The 17,696-nt window shown below is 63.3% G+C and carries 19 protein-coding genes; 9 read left to right on the plus strand and 10 right to left on the minus strand.

Translation table 11 applies throughout. The features are described 5' to 3' along the window. Nucleotides 1–3: 3 nt before the first annotated feature. Both C4S68_RS18565 and C4S68_RS18570 read left to right on the plus strand, forming a co-directional pair. Complete coding sequence (locus C4S68_RS18565) at nt 4–3,252, plus strand: DUF3857 domain-containing protein (RefSeq protein ID WP_103934611.1); 3,249 nt, start codon at nt 4–6, stop codon at nt 3,250–3,252. A gap of 217 nt (nt 3,253–3,469) precedes the next feature. Beyond that, nucleotides 3,470–3,937, plus strand: coding sequence for a ferritin-like domain-containing protein (locus C4S68_RS18570; protein ID WP_103934612.1), 468 nt, complete (start codon nt 3,470–3,472; stop codon nt 3,935–3,937). Between the two features lie 81 nt (nt 3,938–4,018). On the opposite strand, the gene C4S68_RS18575 is transcribed toward C4S68_RS18570, so the two are convergent. After that, nucleotides 4,019–4,351, minus strand: a complete 333-nt coding sequence (locus tag C4S68_RS18575; protein WP_146072222.1) for a hypothetical protein — start codon at nt 4,349–4,351, stop codon at nt 4,019–4,021. Between the two features lie 68 nt (nt 4,352–4,419). Beyond that, on the minus strand, nt 4,420–5,079 hold the full coding sequence (locus C4S68_RS18580) for an RNA polymerase sigma factor (RefSeq protein ID WP_103934614.1): 660 nt from the start codon (nt 5,077–5,079) through the stop codon (nt 4,420–4,422). A gap of 180 nt (nt 5,080–5,259) precedes the next feature. Between C4S68_RS18580 and C4S68_RS18585 the strand changes: the two genes are divergently transcribed. The 5 genes from C4S68_RS18585 (at nt 5,260) to C4S68_RS18610 (ending at nt 8,500) form a co-directional block, all read left to right on the plus strand. Then, the gene (locus tag C4S68_RS18585; RefSeq protein ID WP_103934615.1) at nt 5,260–5,736 is read left to right on the plus strand and encodes a DUF6249 domain-containing protein; all 477 of its coding nucleotides are present in this window, start codon (nt 5,260–5,262) and stop codon (nt 5,734–5,736) included. A 172-nt stretch (nt 5,737–5,908) separates the two neighbouring features. Beyond that, nucleotides 5,909–7,603 carry a histidine--tRNA ligase gene (gene hisS, locus C4S68_RS18595; RefSeq protein WP_235011703.1) on the plus strand — a complete coding sequence of 565 codons (1,695 nt, stop codon included), beginning with the start codon at nt 5,909–5,911 and terminating at the stop codon, nt 7,601–7,603. A gap of 23 nt (nt 7,604–7,626) precedes the next feature. Next, on the plus strand, nt 7,627–7,815 hold the full coding sequence (locus C4S68_RS18600; protein WP_103934616.1) for a type II toxin-antitoxin system HicB family antitoxin: 189 nt from the start codon (nt 7,627–7,629) through the stop codon (nt 7,813–7,815). A 3-nt stretch (nt 7,816–7,818) separates the two neighbouring features. Continuing rightward, complete coding sequence (locus C4S68_RS18605) at nt 7,819–8,112, plus strand: type II toxin -antitoxin system TacA 1-like antitoxin (protein WP_103934617.1); 294 nt, start codon at nt 7,819–7,821, stop codon at nt 8,110–8,112. Further along, on the plus strand, nt 8,081–8,500 hold the full coding sequence (locus C4S68_RS18610) for a type II toxin-antitoxin system VapC family toxin (RefSeq protein WP_103934618.1): 420 nt from the start codon (nt 8,081–8,083) through the stop codon (nt 8,498–8,500). The genes C4S68_RS18605 and C4S68_RS18610 overlap by 32 nt, the downstream gene beginning before the upstream one ends. Nucleotides 8,501–8,535: 35 nt before the next feature. Here the strand turns inward: C4S68_RS18610 and C4S68_RS18615 are convergent, their stop codons facing one another. The 3 genes from C4S68_RS18615 to C4S68_RS18625 all read right to left on the minus strand — a co-directional run bounded on the left by C4S68_RS18615 (nt 8,536) and on the right by C4S68_RS18625 (nt 11,371). Next, the gene (locus tag C4S68_RS18615; RefSeq protein WP_103934831.1) at nt 8,536–9,381 is read right to left on the minus strand and encodes a 3-keto-disaccharide hydrolase; all 846 of its coding nucleotides are present in this window, start codon (nt 9,379–9,381) and stop codon (nt 8,536–8,538) included. Between the two features lie 176 nt (nt 9,382–9,557). Beyond that, entirely contained in the window at nt 9,558–10,676 is a 1,119-nt protein-coding gene (locus tag C4S68_RS18620) for a nucleoside hydrolase (RefSeq protein ID WP_235011704.1), read from the minus strand. A 23-nt stretch (nt 10,677–10,699) separates the two neighbouring features. Next, the gene (locus C4S68_RS18625; protein WP_103934619.1) at nt 10,700–11,371 is read right to left on the minus strand and encodes a TetR/AcrR family transcriptional regulator; all 672 of its coding nucleotides are present in this window, start codon (nt 11,369–11,371) and stop codon (nt 10,700–10,702) included. Between the two features lie 87 nt (nt 11,372–11,458). Between C4S68_RS18625 and C4S68_RS23295 the strand changes: the two genes are divergently transcribed. Continuing rightward, nucleotides 11,459–11,614: a hypothetical protein gene (locus tag C4S68_RS23295; RefSeq protein ID WP_160115230.1), complete on the plus strand. Its 156-nt coding sequence runs from the start codon at nt 11,459–11,461 to the stop codon at nt 11,612–11,614. Between the two features lie 34 nt (nt 11,615–11,648). Here the strand turns inward: C4S68_RS23295 and C4S68_RS18630 are convergent, their stop codons facing one another. From C4S68_RS18630 to C4S68_RS18645, 4 genes are all read right to left on the minus strand, one after another. After that, entirely contained in the window at nt 11,649–12,785 is a 1,137-nt protein-coding gene (locus C4S68_RS18630; protein ID WP_160115231.1) for an esterase/lipase family protein, read from the minus strand. 92 nt (nt 12,786–12,877) lie between these two features. Then, nucleotides 12,878–13,363 (minus strand): DUF6968 family protein, encoded by a 486-nt coding sequence (locus C4S68_RS18635; RefSeq protein ID WP_160115232.1) that lies wholly within the window; start codon nt 13,361–13,363, stop codon nt 12,878–12,880. Continuing rightward, nucleotides 13,335–13,631, minus strand: a complete 297-nt coding sequence (locus C4S68_RS18640; RefSeq protein WP_103934622.1) for a BrnT family toxin — start codon at nt 13,629–13,631, stop codon at nt 13,335–13,337. The genes C4S68_RS18635 and C4S68_RS18640 overlap by 29 nt, the downstream gene beginning before the upstream one ends. A gap of 5 nt (nt 13,632–13,636) precedes the next feature. Beyond that, on the minus strand, nt 13,637–15,121 hold the full coding sequence (locus C4S68_RS18645) for a circularly permuted type 2 ATP-grasp protein (protein ID WP_103934623.1): 1,485 nt from the start codon (nt 15,119–15,121) through the stop codon (nt 13,637–13,639). 244 nt (nt 15,122–15,365) lie between these two features. Between C4S68_RS18645 and typA the strand changes: the two genes are divergently transcribed. Beyond that, nucleotides 15,366–17,189: a translational GTPase TypA gene (gene typA, locus C4S68_RS18650; RefSeq protein ID WP_103934833.1), complete on the plus strand. Its 1,824-nt coding sequence runs from the start codon at nt 15,366–15,368 to the stop codon at nt 17,187–17,189. Nucleotides 17,190–17,266: 77 nt separating this feature from the next. Here typA and C4S68_RS18655 read toward each other — a convergent pair whose 3' ends face one another. Then, complete coding sequence (locus C4S68_RS18655) at nt 17,267–17,680, minus strand: methyltransferase family protein (protein ID WP_103934624.1); 414 nt, start codon at nt 17,678–17,680, stop codon at nt 17,267–17,269. Nucleotides 17,681–17,696: the final 16 nt, after the last annotated feature.

The following is a 17,696-nucleotide window of genomic DNA, read 5'->3' on the forward strand; positions in this document are numbered from 1 at the left end:
CTCATGCAGAGCTCGTTCCCCGCACGCCCGCTTTCCGTCCTGTCTCTCCTGCTTGCGCTCACCGGCATCGCCGGAAGGATGCACGGGCAGGCTGCCGCGTCTGCCGTCGCCGATTACCGCAATGAGTCGAGCTACTTCGAGCGCGTTGACCGGACGTATACCTACAACGACGATGGCACGGGGGTGCGCGAGTTGCTGGGCATCGTGCATGTGCAGACGCAGGCCGGCGTCAAAGATCTGAGTGTCCTCAGTTTTCCGTTTGCCTCGGGCTCGGAGCACGTCGAGATCGACTACGTCCGGGTGCGCCACGCTGATGGCACGGTCGTGAATACGCCGGCGACAGACGTGCAGGAGCAGCCTGCGCCCGTGACGCGCGAAGCTCCCTTCTACTCCGACCTCAAGGATGAGCAGATTCCGGTGCGGAGCATCCGGCCCGGCGACACGCTGGAGTACCACATCCGCTTCGTGCGGACCCGCGCCGAAGCTCCGGGGCAGTTCTGGCAGAGCGAGAACCTGATGATCCCGTCGAGCGGCGTGGTGACGCTGTCCGAGAATGTGATCCTCCGCGCTCCCGCGGCCAAGTATGTGCAGGTCTGGAGTCCGGGACGCACGCCGGAGATCGCGACGGCGAACGGCCAGAAGACCTGGACGTGGCATAGCTCGCAGCTCACGCCCATCGTGGGCAACGACAAGGCGACGCTGCTGAAGCTCGACAACCTGCCTGACCTCGGGACCAACGATCAGCCGCGGCTGCCGGCCATCGCGTGGACGACCTTCCACTCCTGGGCGGAGGTGGGCGCCTGGTATCGCAAGCTGCAGGCTGCTCGCGTCGAACCCGATGACGACGTTACGGCGAAGGTGCAGCAGCTCATCGCCGGCAAGACGACTCCCGAGGAGAAGGCCCGCGCGGTATATGGCTTCGTCGGCCCGCAGGTGCGGTACATCGGTGTGGCGTTTGGCATCGGGCGCTATCAGCCGCATGAGTCCGGTGATGTGTTGCGGAACCAGTACGGCGACTGCAAGGACAAGCACACGCTGCTGGCCGCGATGCTGTCGGCCGTCGGCATTCAAGCGGATGCAGCGCTCATCGGCGCGGGCGAGGCCATCAGCCCGGATGTACCTTCGCCGGGCTGGTTCAACCATGTCATCACGGTGGCGCACATCGACGGCAAGGAGAACTGGCTGGATGCGACCGCCGAGGTGGCTTCCTTCCGCCTGCTGATGCCGCAGCTCCGCGGGAAGCAGGCGTTGGTGATTCCGGCCACCGGGGACGCACACCTCGAGACCACGCCCGCGAAGGCGCCGTATGCGCTCGAGGACCACTTCGTCTCCATCGGCACGCTGGATGAGCAGGGCACCGCGCACTCCAAGATCACCCTCGACCTGCACAGCGATGCGGAGATCCTCTTCCGCCAGGCCGCGCGCTCGGTATCGCCCGCGCAGTGGGACGACCTGATGCAGAAGATCAGCGAGTCGCTGGGCTTCCAGGGCAAGGTGGCGGATGCGGAGTTCAGCCGTCCGGACGACCTCAGTACACCGCTGCACATCGCCTACAGCTACACGCGGGAGAAGAGCGGCGACTGGGAGAACCTGCGCATTGTGCCGCAGATTCCTCCTGCGGGGATCGGGGACGTCGACGAGAAGGATCCGCCCGTGACACCGATCGAGCTTGGCTCGCCCAATGTGCAGATCGCCCACTCGGAGATGAAGCTTCCTCCGGGCTGGACCGCGGAGCTGCCGCTGCCCATCCACGCGCATGCCAGCTTCGCCACGCTGGACAAGACCTACAAGCTCGATCACGGCACGCTGATCGTGGATCGCCGGGTGGAGATTCTGACCGACCACCTTCCCGCGACAGAGTGGAAGACCTATCACCAGTGGTTCAAGGATGCGAGCCTCGACGGTGAGCTGTACATCCAGCTCGATCGCGCGACCGGGCACACCACGGTGAACAACGAGAGCGCGGGTTTGCTGATTCAGGAAGCGTCCGAGCTGATCTCGCAGAAGGACCTCGAAGCGGCACGCAAGAAGCTCGACTCGGCGAAGTCGCTGAACGAGCACCAGGCGCGGCTCTGGAGCACTTACGCCGCGGTGGAGCTCGCCTATGGAGCGCCCACGAAGGCCACCGAGGATCTCAGGAAAGAGATTGAGTACCACCCCGATGAAGGCCTCGCCTATCGGATGCTCGCGACCGCGCAGTTCCAGCGCAAGGACAACGATGGCGCCATCGACACGATGCGCAAGTTCCTCGATCGCAACCCGGGCGATGAGAGCGCAGCGCTGTTCCTGGCATCGATGCTGAAGACCAAGGAAGATCTCAAGGGCGCGGAGGTGGTTCTCCGCTCCGCGCTGGAGAAGAACCCCACGAGCGTCCCCATCAAGCTCGAGCTGGGCTCCGACCTGATGCAGGATGGAGGTCAGGCCGAGGCTCGTCCCCTGCTGGAGTCGATCATCAACGAGGTCCGCGACCCGATCCAGCTGAACAACGCAGCGTATGAGCTCGCCAACCACTCCTTCGACATTCCACTGGCAGAGAAGGCCGCTCTGAAGGCGCTGGACCTGCTGGACGAAGCCAGCGCTACCGGCGAGACCGGCCGCGCGATGCTCTTCCGCTCCGAGCTGCTGATCAACACCTGGGACACCTACGGCTGGATCCTCTACCAGGACGGCAAATATGACGAGGCCCTGCCGTGGATCAGCGCGGCGTGGCGCAACGGCCTCGCGCAGGAGCCCGGTATGCACCTTGGCCAGGTGCTGGAGAAGACGAAGCACGAGCCTCAGGCGCTTGCGGTCTACCAGCTTGCGACGACGGCGAAGGCGGATGGCGGCGAGAAGCTCGCGGACACCATCAAGCAGCGGATCGCAGCGCTGAAGTCCGCCGGTGTGCATCCGGCGGCGAGCAACGACGCCCGCGATCTCGCCACGACGCTGCAGCAGCAGCGGACGTACAAGGTGCCTCGTGCGAAGAAGGGTGGAGCGTTCTGGTCGGAGGTGGAGCTGGATCTCACCGCGCAGGGAACGAACTCGGTGCGGTTCATCGAGGACTCGTCGAAGAGTGGCAGCGATGCGGGCTCCGTGGCGGATCGCGATGCCGAGCTCGATGCCGTGAAGGGGTTCGATCTCGGGCTTGGCGTACCGCCTGCAAGCCATGGGCACCTCATCCGGCGCGGCGTGTTGAGCTGCCACAACGACAAGGAGTGCGACCTGGTGCTGGAGCTCGCAAACGACGTCGCGACGCAGGCCCAGCAGTAGCGCCTGCACGCGTTTTCCTTTCGCGATTCACAAGCGATCCCTAAGCGATCCATAAGGAATCCAATGGATATTCGCAGGGAATCCACCAGTAGCTCTACGCTCATTTTCCGGGAGACCTCATCCCCGTCGCGTGCATCCTACCGCTTATAAGCCTGGTTCATGCCGTGGCTGCAGCGTTCGACCCGCCTCCCCGCGGGAGAAAAAGAGGATGTATTTCATGTCGACCCAGAAGAGCTCCATCACCAAGGAAGCGTTCATCGATCTGCTCAACGAAGACCTGGCCCGCGAATACCAGGCCGTCATCGCCTATGTGAACTACTCGCAGGTGCTGAAGGGCGCGCAGTACATGAACATCGCGGCCGAGCTCGCCAAGCACGCCGAGGAAGAGCTTTCGCATGCGCTGAAGCTCAGCTTCTGGATCGACTACCTCGGCGGTATGCCCTGTGTGAAGCCCAAGGCCGTGAAGACCAGCGAGAAGGCCGAGGACATGCTGCGCTTCGACCTGGAGAACGAGAGCGAGACGATCCGCAACTATCGCCGGCGCGTGAAGCAGGCCGAGGAGCTGTCGCACTATGCCATCGGTGAGGACCTGCGCGAGATCCTGCGCGACGAGGCCGACCACCTCAATGCGCTCGCGACCGCGCTGGGCGAGGATACGCCCGATCCCGGCGTCGCTGACGAGTAACTTCCAAGGTGAAAGCAACGCAGAAAGGCCTGCCATCGCGGCAGGCCTTTTTATTGCATTGATCTTCGCAGACCGCAGCTGCTACATCTCGCGGCGGAGAGCGTAGTACCATCCGATGGCGCAGAGTTGCACGAGCATCAGCAGCTCCATATCGAAGGCGAAGTTGGTAAGCACCGGGTGCGCGGCAGGAGCCAGAGCGAACATCACCAGCGTCACGACCATCGCCGCTCCCAGCGAGATAAGGCTGCCAAAGCTGCGTGGAGCGCGGCGAGGCGACTGGGGCGGCAGCGCGGCGGCCACGCGAGCGGCGAAGCCTTCCGGAACCGCGATCTGCGGCTTGCGCTCGAGCGTGCGATTGAGCAGAGCGTCTTCGCTTGCGGTCATCTTGAAATCGACTGGTACGTTCTGCTGCATCGCCTTCGCTCCTTTCAGCAACTTCCATCCTATCGTGCGGTAGTTTGGCCGGTCGTTCGTTTGTGCTGTCACGCCCATCGCCAGAGCCTCTTTCTGGGTGCATCGACGACCGGCAGGGCTTCCGGTGCGGCAGCCGGAGCCGACGCTGGCCGCCCGTCCCTGGCTCCTCGCAATCGTTCACCCAGCCGCTTGCGCCCGCGATGCAGGTGGGTCCGCACGGTGTTTACCGGCAGACTCAAGGCCGAGGCGATGCCCTCATAGCTCAGCTCTTCCTGGTGGTAGAGCACGATCACAGCTCGCTCCATCTCGGGCAGCGCCTGGAGCTCGGCTTCGAGCGCGCGTTCCATCTCGGCCAGCTCCATGCGATCGTGCGGGGTGCGGGCATGCTCGCTGGCGTCGGCATCCCCGGCAAAATTCTCCAGCCATGCTGCGCTCTCGCCCTCGTCCTCGACAAAGGCGGGAACCTCCGCGATGTGCTCGCGCTCCTTCTTGCGGCGCTTCCATTCGTCCTGCGCCACGTTGACGACGATGCGGTAGAGGTAGGTCGAGAGCATGGCCTCGCCGCGAAACTCCGGCAGAGCGCGATAGAGCCGCAGGAAGACCTCCTGCGCCAGGTCCTCGACGTGCGTGCCTGCGCCGGTCATGCGCGTGAGCGTGCGAAAGACCATGCCCTGGTGCTCGCGCACCAGCGATTCGAACCCCTCTGGACTCGTCAGGTCTCTCCGCAAACTTACGTCTCCAGTCCCGCAACCATCATGACCCCACCTCAGACCGTGGGGAAATCGAAAAGTTTCACGAGCGGCGCTGAAACTTTCGCAACCCTCCCCGGTCATAGGGTCCATCAAGTTTCGGGCTGCAACGGCGGGACCCCCGGCAGCCCAGAGAAATCCAAATTCAGGAGAACCACCATGCCGCTTCTTTCCCTCGCACTCTTCCTCTTCCACGAGTCCGGCCTCGACAGTCCGTTCATCGTTCCCGTTGCCGGCTGCCTCATGATTCTCGGCATCGTCATCGCGGGCGTGTGGTCCAGCAATCGCGCCAACGAGATGCGCAGCCGCGAGCGCCTGGAGTGCATCGCCCGAGGCGTGACGCCGCCCCCCACCGCCGAGGAGCTGGCCATCATGCACGGCAAACCCACTGCCGACCGCGTCCGCCGCCGCGCCAACATCCGGCTCTCCGGCATCGTCGTGCTCTCCGCCGGCGTGGGCCTGGTCGCGTTCTTCATCGCGCTCTCGGCCATCCTGCAGCAGCGCGAGGTGCTCTCCGGCGCCGCCGTCGGCCTCGTCCCGCTGGCCATTGGGCTCGGCTTCCTCATCGACACCAGGCTTCAGTCGAAGGAGATGAGCGAGTCGAACAGCTCCTCCTCCTCGTCAGACGTGGCCTAGGTTCTATCAACGTATACGGCTCCCTCGGGTGTGTCATTTCGACCGGAGCGGTGCGGCTTCATCGCACCGCGCAGTGGAGAAACCTGCATCTTGCCCAGGCGAACAGGCTGCAGATCCCTCGACTTCGCTCGGGATGACACCTCCCACGGGCTCCCCGATACACTGGAAGGGTATGTCGACCAACGCCGGCGCGCCGCAGAAGCGCCCCACCCTCAAGGCCGTCCGCGGCACCCGCGATCTCCTCCCCGACCAGACTCCGCTCTGGAACTTCGTCGAAGCCACCGCCCGCGGCGTCTTCGCCCGCTACGGCTTCGGCGAGATCCGCACGCCGATCCTCGAAGATACCTCCCTCTTCGCCCGCGCTGTGGGCGAGGAGACCGACATCGTCGGCAAGGAGATGTTTACGTGGGAAGACGGGTTGCGTGAGGACCTAAGGTCGCTTGAGTCAGATTGGCGACGAGTCCACGCAGATTTGTTAGACGTTGAAAGTACCTTCACACTTACCGCGAGGCCGATCGCGTGGACGGTTGCAACAATTGAAGGCAACCTGACGTTCGTGGAATTTCGAGTTCTGGTTCCTAAGACTCCTGACTTCGAGCTGAAGAAGAGAAATTCTGAACTTAAGGACCAGGGGACCCTTCACCGCGTAGTCGTCCCGAATTGGCGGATGGACCTTCTGGATCTGACCGCCTATGAAGATGCAGGTATTCGGGTCGAGGCCTTGAGCGGTCGCCATGTGGCCAAATCGGAATCGGTCTCGCTCCGCCCCGAGAACACCGCAGGCGTCGTCCGCGCGTACATCGAGCACAAGCTGGGCGAGACCGGCCAGCTGCAGAAGCTGTACTACATCGGCCCGCAGTTCCGCCGCGAGCGTCCGCAGAAGGGCCGCTACCGGCAGTTCTGGCAGATCGGCGCCGAGGTCATCGGCCCGCAGTCGTCGGGCTCGGAGTCCGCGCTGCGCGACGCCGAGGTGCTGCAGATGCTCGCCGCCCTCCTGGACGAACTCGGGATCCGAGGCTGGAGATTAGACCTGAACTCCGTAGGCTCCAGCGAAGATCGGGCCCGCTACAACGAAGCCCTGCGCGCCGCTCTCGCACCGGTCAAAGACCAGCTCTGCCCTGACAACCAGCGCCGCGCCGAGACCAACCCCCTGCGCGTGCTCGACTCCAAGGACGAGAACGACCAGGCCATCATCGAAGGCCTGCCCAAGATAGCCGACTACCTCGCCGAAGACTCGCGCGAGCACTTCCAGCAGGTGCTCGCCGCGCTCGATGCCTGCGGCGTGAAGTACAACCTGAATCCGCGCCTCGTGCGCGGTCTGGACTACTACACCCGCACCACCTTCGAGTTCACCGTGACCACCGGCCTGGGCACGCAGAACGCCCTGCTGGGCGGCGGGCGCTACGACGGCTTGAGCGAGATGCTCGGCGGCCCACGCGCGCCTGGCATCGGCTTCGCCATCGGCGAAGATCGCCTGATCCTCACCCTGCAGGCCCAGGCCGAGGAAGACGCTCGCGTGGCCAGGGAATCGGGTGCCCTTGTTTCTGGAGCCAGTCTCGCTTCTGAGACCTGGGTTCCTGCATGGGCAGCGAAGAAGCTCGACGCCTACATCGCCCCGCTGGGCATCGCCCAGAACCCTGCAGCCCTCGCCCTCGCGCACGAACTCCGCTCCGCCGGCCTCACCGTTGAAGTCGGCGATGGCGCCTTCAAACTCCGCAAGAGCTTCGACGTCGCCGACTCGCTGGCCCGCAACATCATCCTGCTCGGCGAAGACGAAGTCGCAACCCAGACCGCAACGGTGAAGAGCTTCGCGAGCGGGGAGCAGAAGAAGATTGCGCGTGCAGAGTTGATCGCCGTGTTGCGGTAAAGTGGACGCACGCGAGGTGTGGCATGGACTTCAGCATTGAGATGGAACGCGAAGACGATGGCCGCTGGATCGCCGAGGTGCCCGAGCTTCCGGGCGTCATGGTCTATGGGGCAACTCAAGCCGAGGCCAAGTCGAAGGTCCAGTCACTCGCTTTGAGTGTCTTCGGATGCGTGAAATCTGTTGACTTGGGCCATGCAACTTCCCAGAATTGATCCATGGCGGGAACCTCCGGTGTCGTCAATCCGATCGATCTTCACGTGACCATGGAGCAGCTTATGCTCTTGCGCGAGGCTGCGGAGCGCGAGCGGAGCTCCCTGGAGGGTTTCGTACTGGACGCCGCATTGGACGCTGCTCGAGCTCATTCCTCCAGCAAGCGCCGCGTAACCCGTGACGAGGCTCTGGCGCTTTTGCGAGAGGCACGCGCCGCCGTTCGGCATGCGAATCCGCTGAATCGCGACCTGGCGGCGGAGTTGCTCGATGAACGCAGAGCCGAAGCGGACCGTGAATAAGGTCGTTCTTGACGCCTCCGTCATACTGGCCCTCCTCAAGGAGGAGCGGATCGACGAACGAGCTCTTGATCTTGTCCAGGGCGGCTATATGAGCGCCGTCAATGTTGCAGAAGTGTTCAGTAAACTTAGCGACCTAGGACCGTCACCCTCCGAAGCCATGGAGAAGATATCCGCTCTCCTGGAACTACTCGAAGAGATCGTCCCGTTCACGAATGGACAGGCTCGGACGGCCGGAGCCCTGCGGGAGTCGACCAGGCATCTGGGGCTTTCGCTCGGGGATAGAGCGTGCCTGGCTCTGGCAATTGCGCTCCAGGCTGATGTCTACACCGTGGACCTGAATTGGCTGTCGCTGGGGATCTCTGGGATCAACATCAAGGCCCTTCGATAGATGCTTTGCCCCTGACAACAAGATCCCTACTATAGCTAATTGATCTTCTTCAACCAGACATTCCGCACGCTGATCGTCGTTGGCGTGCCTTCGAGCTCGATGCCGATGAGTCCCGCGATGTTGTTCGACGACTTCGGATCGTCGTCGATGAACACCGCCATCAGCTGGCCGTTGAGGATGTGCATCATCACCGGGCCTCGGGCGATGATCTCGTACTGGTTCCAGCCGTTGTCGCGCACATAGCCGCCCAGCGCGCTGCGGTCGCCGATGGTGCCAACGACGGCGTTGTTCGTGGTGTCCCCGCCCTGTGTCGTGGTCGATTGCGTGACCTGGCCGCGCCACGTGAGGATGCCCAGCGTGGTGTTCTCGGAGTAGAACTGGCCGCTGTACTGCTCGTGCTGTGGGTCGACCGGGAACCAGAAGTCCGCCTGCGGCCCGGTCATCAGCCATGCGGGTTTGGGCAGTGGCTGGCCGGGACGCGCGCGAATCCACGGCTGCCCCACCGTCCCGCGATACTGGATGCCCGTCCCGCCGCCATGCTCCACCTTCACCTCGAGCTTCAGGTCGAAGTCATGCGCGATCGCCGCCGGATCGTTGGGGCCGCTGCCGTGATAACTGATGTAGGTGTTCGGCGGGCGCACCGTCAGCGACGTCGACTCGCCGACAATGGCGCTGTTCTCCACGCGCCAGATCGCAGGATCGCCATCCCATCCCTTCAGCGATACACCATCGAAGATCTGCGTGAAGCCTTCGTGATTGTCGAAGTCGAAGGCTCGCGGCTCGTGAAACTGCACGCTCACCGGAGGCTTCGCAGCGGGCTGCGCCGGCTGTTGCGCGGAGAGAGACGTAACGCAGAGGGCAAGTGCGAGAGCTGTGCGCATGATGTGCATGAGCGTATCGCAGCCGGATGAGAACTGGGAACGGCGTACGGCCGGCGTGCCGCATGGTGAAACCGTCTCATCGAGTTGCGAGTTGCGAGTTGCGAGTTGCGAGTTGCGAGTTGCGAGTTGCGAGTTGCGAGTTGCGAGTTGCGAGTTGCGAACTAACAACCATCCCGCTACCTACCCGGCTGCGCCTTCATCAGCTCCACAAACAGCTTGTAGAACCGCGGTGCGTCGAGATCATCCTGCACATGCACGACGGGCATGAAGCGCTCCGGCTTGTTCGCCTTCGTCCACGTCAGAGTGTCGCCGTAGTTGGGTCCGGGGTTCAGGTCCACGTCCACGTAGAGCTCGCGCTCCTTCGTGATGATCTTCGGATCGAGCAGCGTCGCGGACTCTAGCTCATCCCACAGGTAGTAGAACTCGTGCGTGTATTTCGCGAGATACTGCGCGCTCGGCGAGTTCGACTGCGCAATCTCCGCGAGCATCTCCTTCGTGAAGCGCGTCTTCACGCTGATGTCGACCGTGGTCAGGTCGATGCGCGGCCATGGCGCGCGCAGCGTGATGTGTACGGCCTCGGGATCGAACCAGAAGTTGAACTCATGCCGAGGGTGCGTCGCGAACTCCGGATCGTCCGTCACCGGTGCCAGCGCTCCACCCATGATGTAGATGCCCTGCGTCAGCTCCGCAAAGTGCGGATCGATCGTCAGCGCGAGCGCGATGTTCGTCAGCGGTCCCGCGGCATAGATCGTCACCTGGTGCGGATGCGCATGCACCTGCCGGATAAGAAAGTGCGCAGCGTCCTCATCCAGCGGCTTCGTCGTGGGGTCGCCCTCTTCGAGCTTTGGCACCACGTAAGGTCCGTGATACGGCTGCGCGCTCGTGGACTGGGCTCCGGGAGTGCGGGCGAGATCGCCCCACGCGCCATACCAGGGCTGTGTGCCGTTGCGCGCCTTGTCGGCGAGGCTATCGGCTTCCGTGCGCAGGAGAGGAAAGATCGCGCCGGGCACGACGGGCACATCGGCGTGGTGGGTGATTTCCAGCATGCGCAGCGTGTGCGCGACCTCTTCGGGCTCCCACGCGTTGCCGCTCACCATCGTGATGCCGAGCACCTTCACCTGCGGTGACTGCAGCAGCACCATCATCGCCATCTGGTTCGAGCCGCCGGGGCCGGAGCCATCCTGATCGATGAGGACAAGGCGTTGCGCGCGGGCGGCGGAGCACGCGAGAGCGAGCAGGCAGAGAAGACCGGAGAGAATGCGGGACATATCCGCAGGGTATCGCAGCTTGCGCATCTTCACTCGAACCGCCAGCTAAGTTACGCGGGATCGCTGCCCAGCCAGCGCTCGATGGACTCCACGGCAAAGCGGTCCTGCTCCTTGCGCGGCAGTCTCCGGCTCAGCGGGCCAGCTGCGCTCAGCACGATCATGCCGTGCAGGAACGACCAGATGGAGACTGTGCGCTCCGACGCCTGCTCGCGCGTCAGGTCGGGCCTGTGCTCCGCGATGAGGTCGCGAATCAGATCGAAGCTGAGGTTGGCTGCCGATTTGAGCTCAGGCGAAGAAGCCGCAGAGACCTCGGGAAGAAACATCGCGGCGTAGTAGCCGCGCTCGCGTCGCGCGAAGCCCAGGTAGGCCAGCGTCAGCGACCTGATCCGGTCGGCGTACTGCTCGCTCTCCTGGGCAGCTTGCAGGAAGTCGTCATACAGCAGCTTGTAGCCATCGATCGCCAGAGCGACCAGAAGGGTCGTGCGGTCTTTGAAGTGGTGATACGGCGCGGCTGTCGTGACACCGAGCCTGCGAGCAAGGTCCCGGAACGATAGAAGATGCGCCTCGGGACCGGAGAGAACCTCCAGCGCGGCGAGCTTAAGCGTCTTGGGCAGGTCCCCATGGTGATACGCAGGGGCGCTGCGAGTCCTGGGCGCTGTGGACTTCGCGACGGTGGGCTTTGTCGGTGTGGATGTGCGTTTTTTCGCGGCTTGTGCGGACACAGGAACGATCCTATACTGTCTAAGCAGTGCTTAGATTGCTTGTCGGCGATTCCTGGCAGGCAGATTTCCGATTCAGGAGGGTGCCCTATGACCGTTGACTGGCTCTTGTCCCCACTCACCATCGCCGTCGAGCTGGACTTCGGACTTCAGTTCGAGGACCTGCTCAACCGCAGGACGAAACAGATGCTCGGTCGGGCCGTCGCCGCACGGCAGCTGGATCTCCGCCCCGTCCGCGTCGCATAACGGACGACCCGCCGGCGCGCAGCCTGGCTGCGGTCTACTCGATCTCCGGCACCTGGCTGTGTACGTGGAAGTGCACCAGCACGGACGCGTGCCCGGTCGGGCAGCCGAAGACACCCAGACCCCGGCCTTGTCCTTTGAAGGAGTACGCGATGTGCGCGATGCCGTTGGGGTCGATCTTTGTCACGGTTGGCCCGGTGATGTCGCGGACTTTCTCGGTATCGACAAGTTCGGCCTCGGCGGCTGTCACCTGTTCATGCTGTGCAGGGTTCAGCGCGATCGGCACCTGCAGATCAGTGCCGGAGTTCACCTTGTTGCAGGGAACGTTCAGGCCGGCGAGCTTGTTGTCGCGCACGGTGTCGACGACGTCGATGATGGGGTTGTTGTGATAGACCTTCGCGAAGAAGGTGTAGGCATCGGCGTTGCGATTGGCGGGCTTCACGATGTCGATGTGGTCGGCCATCACCTTTTGTGGAGGCGTGTCCACGTCACAGCCGAAGGTCGCGCTGTAGTAGCTCACCACGCGAGTGTGTGCGCGAAGATATTTGCCGACGCCGGCGCCGCTCGCGGTGTCCACGCCCTCGTAGGCGCAGTACCGATGGATGCGGGCTGCTGCGGGTGTGCCGCGCCAGCGCTGCTCGAGGTCGATGAGGAAGTTGTTGTCGTCGCCATCGCGCAGGTCCAGCAGCACCGGATCGCTGTCGTAGACCTTGGCGACACTGGCGACGAAGGAGCCCTGATGCGGCGTCGCGTAGGAGACGATGAACTGCACCCGGTTTGCGTCGGCGGGGTGATTCAGCAGCATCTGCTCGGTGACGAGGCCGCCGAGCGAGTGCGCGATGATGACGACCTCGCGGTGGTCCCAGACGCGCTGTTTCTTCAGGCCCTGGTAGAGGATCTCGGAGAGCTGCGTCGTCGAGTTGTGCCCATGCATGGAGGGCGTTGGGTACTCAGCCACCACGACATCGGAGTGCGAAAAGTGCGGGTCGGTGCGGACGAGGTCCGGCCAATACGCTCCGTTGGCTGCGCGCCAGGTCTCCTTGTCGCCATGCAGGCCGTGGATGAAGACGATGACGCGCGGCTTCAGGTTGTCGGCGTGGGCTGAAGAGCACACCGCACCAAACGCAACCAGACTCAGGATCAACGCCCGAACGAAAGCGACTGCACTCCGCAACCCAGACTCCTCTCGCGCACCCATGCTGATGCTTGGACGACGCTGCTTTAAGAGTAGCTGACCGTTAAGCGAGCCAGGAAATGGGCGAATTCCTAGGCACTCTTGAGCTCGTTGAGCCTGTCGAAACCGTGGCCTCGCTCTTGGTGGTACAGCCAACGGTCACCACCGATGCGATCCAGTTCGCTGCCGGTAAAGCGGAGGGCCAGTTGCAGCGCCTGCACGCCATCGACGCCGTGGATGTCGAAGTTGAGTTCCTTATCCGGTGCTGCGATCCGCACATGGCACGAGTAGTCCGCACCTTCATCCTTCAGTGGGCCGATCTCAACGTCCACGCTGGCGTTGGCCGGCGGCTGCAGGAGCGTCAACGTACGGCGAACGAGCGGCTGGGACTGTGAGGTGCCGGAACGCACCAGCGAGCGCAGGCGAATCGCGTGCTGCCACTGAGCGTCGGTGGTCTTCGGGATATCGGAGAAGTCGATTTCGCTGTCGGGCCTATGGCGCAGGGTTTCAAGCTGCTGCAACGCCTCGGGAGAGAGCGGGTCTCCGGGCTTATACATCGAACGTACGATACCGTTCACGTTCGTTTCTGTCGGCGCGCCGGGCCGAGATGATTCGAATGATTTCTTCATCGCGTTCCCCATCGAAAACGGTATGGGCTACCAGAAGAAGTATCTCGCCGGCGGCCATGCCGATTGCCTGCCAGCGAGGTTCGCCTTCCACCATCCTATCCTGCATTAGCACCAGGCCGGGATCCTCAAAGACTGTTTGCGCCAGCTCGAAGCCGATGCCGTGCTTGCGGATGTTGATGCGTTCCTTCTGGGGGTCCCACTCGAAGTAGATCGCCATTGGCGCTAGCTGAGGACCCAGGTGTCCTTCGACCCACCGCCCTGCGAGCTGTTCACGACCAGCGAGCCCTTCTTCAGGGCGACGCGGGTGAGGCCGCCGGGGACGATCGTCACCTTGTCGCCGTAGAGCACGTAGGGGCGGAGGTCGACGTGGCGAGGCTCCCAGGCGTCGCCGATGAGGCATGGGGCGCGGGAGAACTGGATCGTGGGCTGCGCGATGTAGTTGCGCGGGTTGGCCTTGATCTTCTCCGCGAAGACCTCGCGCTCTTTCGGTGTCGAGTGTGGGCCGACCAGCATGCCGTAGCCGCCGGACTCGCCGACGGCCTTGACCACCAGCTTGTCCAGGTTGGCGAGCACGTAGCCGCGCTCCTTGTCGTCCCGGCAGAGGAAGGTCTTGATGTTGGGGAGAATCTCGTCCTCGCCCAGGTAGTACTTGATGATCGACGGCACATACGCGTACAGCGCCTTATCGTCCGCGACGCCGGTGCCGAAGGCGTTCGCCAGCGTCACGTTGCCCGCGCGATAGGCGTTGAACAGGCCGGCGACGCCGAGCATGGAGTCTGGGCGGAAGGCGAGCGGGTCGATGAAGTCGTCGTCCACGCGGCGATAGATCACGTCGACGCGGCGCAGGCCGCTGGTCGTGCGCATGTAGCAGATGTTGTCGTGGCAGACGAGGTCGCGGCCCTCGACGAGCTCGATGCCCATCTGGCGAGCGAGATAAGCGTGCTCGAAGTACGCCGAGTTGAAGACGCCGGGCGAGAGCAGCACGATGTTCGGCTCTGGTCTGCCTTCGGGGGCGAGCGCGCGCAGGGTGCTGAGCAGCACCTGGGTGTAGTGTTCGATGGGGCGCACGTTGTAGTTGCGGAAGAGCTGCGGGAAGATGCGCTTCATCACGCGGCGGTTGGTGAGCATGTAGCTCACGCCGGAGGGCACGCGGAGGTTGTCCTCGAGCACGGCGAAGGTGCCGTCCTGCAGGCGGATCAGGTCGGTACCGCAGATCGCGACGTACACATTGCGCGGCACCTGCAGCCCCTTCATCTGGCGGCGGAACTGCGGGCAGGCGTAGATCAGCTCCTTGGGGACGATGCCGTCCTTGAGGATGCGGCCCTCGTTGTAGATGTCCTTGAGGAAGAGGTTGAGCGCGGTGATGCGCTGCGTGAGGCCGCGCTCGACGCGCTCCCACTCCGCGCTGGTGATGATGCGCGGCAGCATGTCGTAGGGGAAGATCTTCTCGGTGCCTTCGTCGCGCCCGTAGACGGTGAAGGTGATGCCCTGGTTGAGGAAGCTGAGGTCGGCGGCCTGCTTGCGGCGCTGCACTTCCTCGGGGGGAAGGCCTGCATAATGCTCGAGCAGCGGCCCATAGTGCTCGTGGAGGGCGCCTTCGCCCTCGAACATCTCGTCGTAGGCTTCGTCGAGATGGTAATCGCGAAGCGCGTCGAGCGAGAGAGGGTCCGTCGCTGAGGAAGTCACAGCCTGCTCGAGATTATCCATGGGTTCGGACAGTATAGGGCACCGGCGGACGACTTCCGCCCCCCGCATTCACCGTGTCGTCACGAAACACCTGCCGGCGGCACGGGTGGGGTAAACTGGTACAGGCGCGCAGAATCAGTTTTCCTACGGCCCGGAACGGTCTATCGCAAGGCCGTTGGCGCGCAACCCGGCGCGCAATTCGCCGCTGGTCGATCGCCCAAAGCAGCGCCCCACAGACTTTTACAGAACAGGACACCTCTTCGCAGTGAGCAGCCCTTCGACCGTCATCCGCAATATCGCCATCATCGCCCACGTTGACCACGGTAAGACCACGCTGGTCGACGCCATGTTGCGCCAGTCCGGCACCTTCCGCACCAACGAGGCTGTCGTCGACCGAGTGATGGACTCCAACGACCTCGAAAAGGAACGCGGCATCACCATTCTGGCCAAGAACACGGCTATCCACTACAAGGACTCGAAGATCAACATCGTGGACACCCCCGGTCACGCCGACTTCGGCGGCGAGGTGGAGCGCGCGCTGAAGATGGTCGATGGCGTCGTCCTGCTGGTGGATGCCAGCGAAGGTCCGTTGCCGCAGACCCGCTACGTGCTGTCCAAGGCCCTCGAGGCCAAGCTGACCCCGATTCTCGTCATTAACAAGATCGATCGGCCCGACGCTCGCGTTGCCGAGGTCCTGAACGAGGTCTATGACCTGTTCATCGATCTCGATGCCGACGAAGACATCCTCGACTTCCCGGTGATCTACACCAACGGCAAGGCCGGCACTGCCACCATGGATATGGCGACCCCGGGCACCGATCTGCAGCCGTTGTTCGAGCTGATCGTGAAGACGATTCCCGCAGCGCCCGGCACCGCAGACGGCGATCTGCAGGTCCTGGTGACGAACCTCGACTACTCGGATTACCTCGGACGCCTCGCGATCGGCCGTGTCTTCAACGGCACGCTGCGCAACGGGCAGGAGGTCAACCTCTCCCGCGCCAATGGCAAGCTCGAGACGGTGAAGATCACCAAGCTCTTCACCTACGACGGCCTCAAGCGCGTCGACACGGACGAGACTACCGTCGGTGACATCATCGCCATCGCGGGCATCGAGAACATCACCATCGGTGAGAGCTTCTGCGCGCTGGAGAACCCCAAGCCGCTGCCCATCATCGCCATCGATGAGCCGACCATCGCCATCGTCTTCTCGGTCAACAACGGACCGTTCGCCGGCCGCGAAGGCAAGCTGGTCACCTCGCGCAACATCAAGGAGCGCCTGGAGCGCGAGCTGCTTACCAACGTCTCCATCCGCGTCGAGGACACCGGCACGCCCGATAACTTCAAGGTGCTCGGCCGTGGCGAGTTGCAGCTCTCCGTGCTCATCGAAATGATGCGCCGCGAAGGCTTCGAGCTCATGGTCTCGCGTCCGCAGATCATCACCAAGCGCATCGACGACAAGCTGATGGAGCCCTCCGAAGTCCTTACGATCGATATCCCGGAGAGCTTTGTGGGCACGGTGATCGAGCGTCTTGGGCCGCGGAAGGGCGAGATGACCAAGATGTCGAACCACGGGTCTGGACGCGTAAGGATGGAATTCAAAGTCCCATCAAGAGGCCTCATCGGCCTGCGCAACGAGATGCTGACGGAGACGCGGGGCACGATCGTGATGAACTCCATCGCGGGCGAGTACATCCCCTACACGGGCGAGATTCCGCAGCGTCCCACGGGCGCGCTCATCTCCGACCGTCAGGGTACGACGACTCTCTACGCTCTCGATGGCATCCAGGAGCGCGGCGTTCTCTTCCTCGGCGACGGTGTGGAGACCTACGAGGGCATGATCATCGGCGAAAATTCGCGCGATAACGACCTCGACGTCAACTGCGTTCGCGAAAAGAAGCTGACCAACATGCGCGCGTCCGGTTCGGACGATGCCGTCCGCCTCGTTCCGTTCAAGGTGCTCACGCTCGAGCAGTGCATCGAGTTCATCGCCGATGACGAACTGGTTGAGGTGACGCCGAAGTCGTTGCGCATGCGCAAGAAGGTGCTTCAGGTGAACCGCCGCCCCAAGAAGAACCAGCCGGTCGACTAGTTGATTCGCTTTACAGATCAAGGCCCGGAGCACACACTGCTCCGGGCCTTTTTGCGTTTGCAGAACAAGGAATCGGGTCAGAACCAGGTCTTCTGCCTGTACCTCACGTACTCGTCTCCAAAGGCCTCGAGGAGTTCACGCTCTTCGCGCCGGATGCGCTGGAGCTGCAAGGGAAGCAGCACCACGACGCCCAGCATCATCCAGGGCTTGTGAATGAACATGGCGACGCCCGCGATCACGAACATGCCGAAGGTATAGATTGGGTTTCGGAGCCTGGCATAGAGACCGGTGGTGACGAGCCTGGTGGGAGTCGAGGTGTCTCCCAGCGGTCGACGCAGCTGGAAGCGAGCGATCACCACGCCCGTGATGCCAACGAGGCCCACCACCGCGCCCGCACCGCGGAGGCCATCCCACGGCGCGTTCCTCGTCTCGCGCTCCAGAATGATCAGTGAGGCGATCAGAGCGGCAGTGCTGGCGATGTTGACCTTCATGCAGGGGAACCGGACG

The sequence above is a fragment of the Bryocella elongata genome, from assembly GCF_900108185.1.
Classification (GTDB): domain Bacteria; phylum Acidobacteriota; class Terriglobia; order Terriglobales; family Acidobacteriaceae; genus Granulicella; species Granulicella elongata.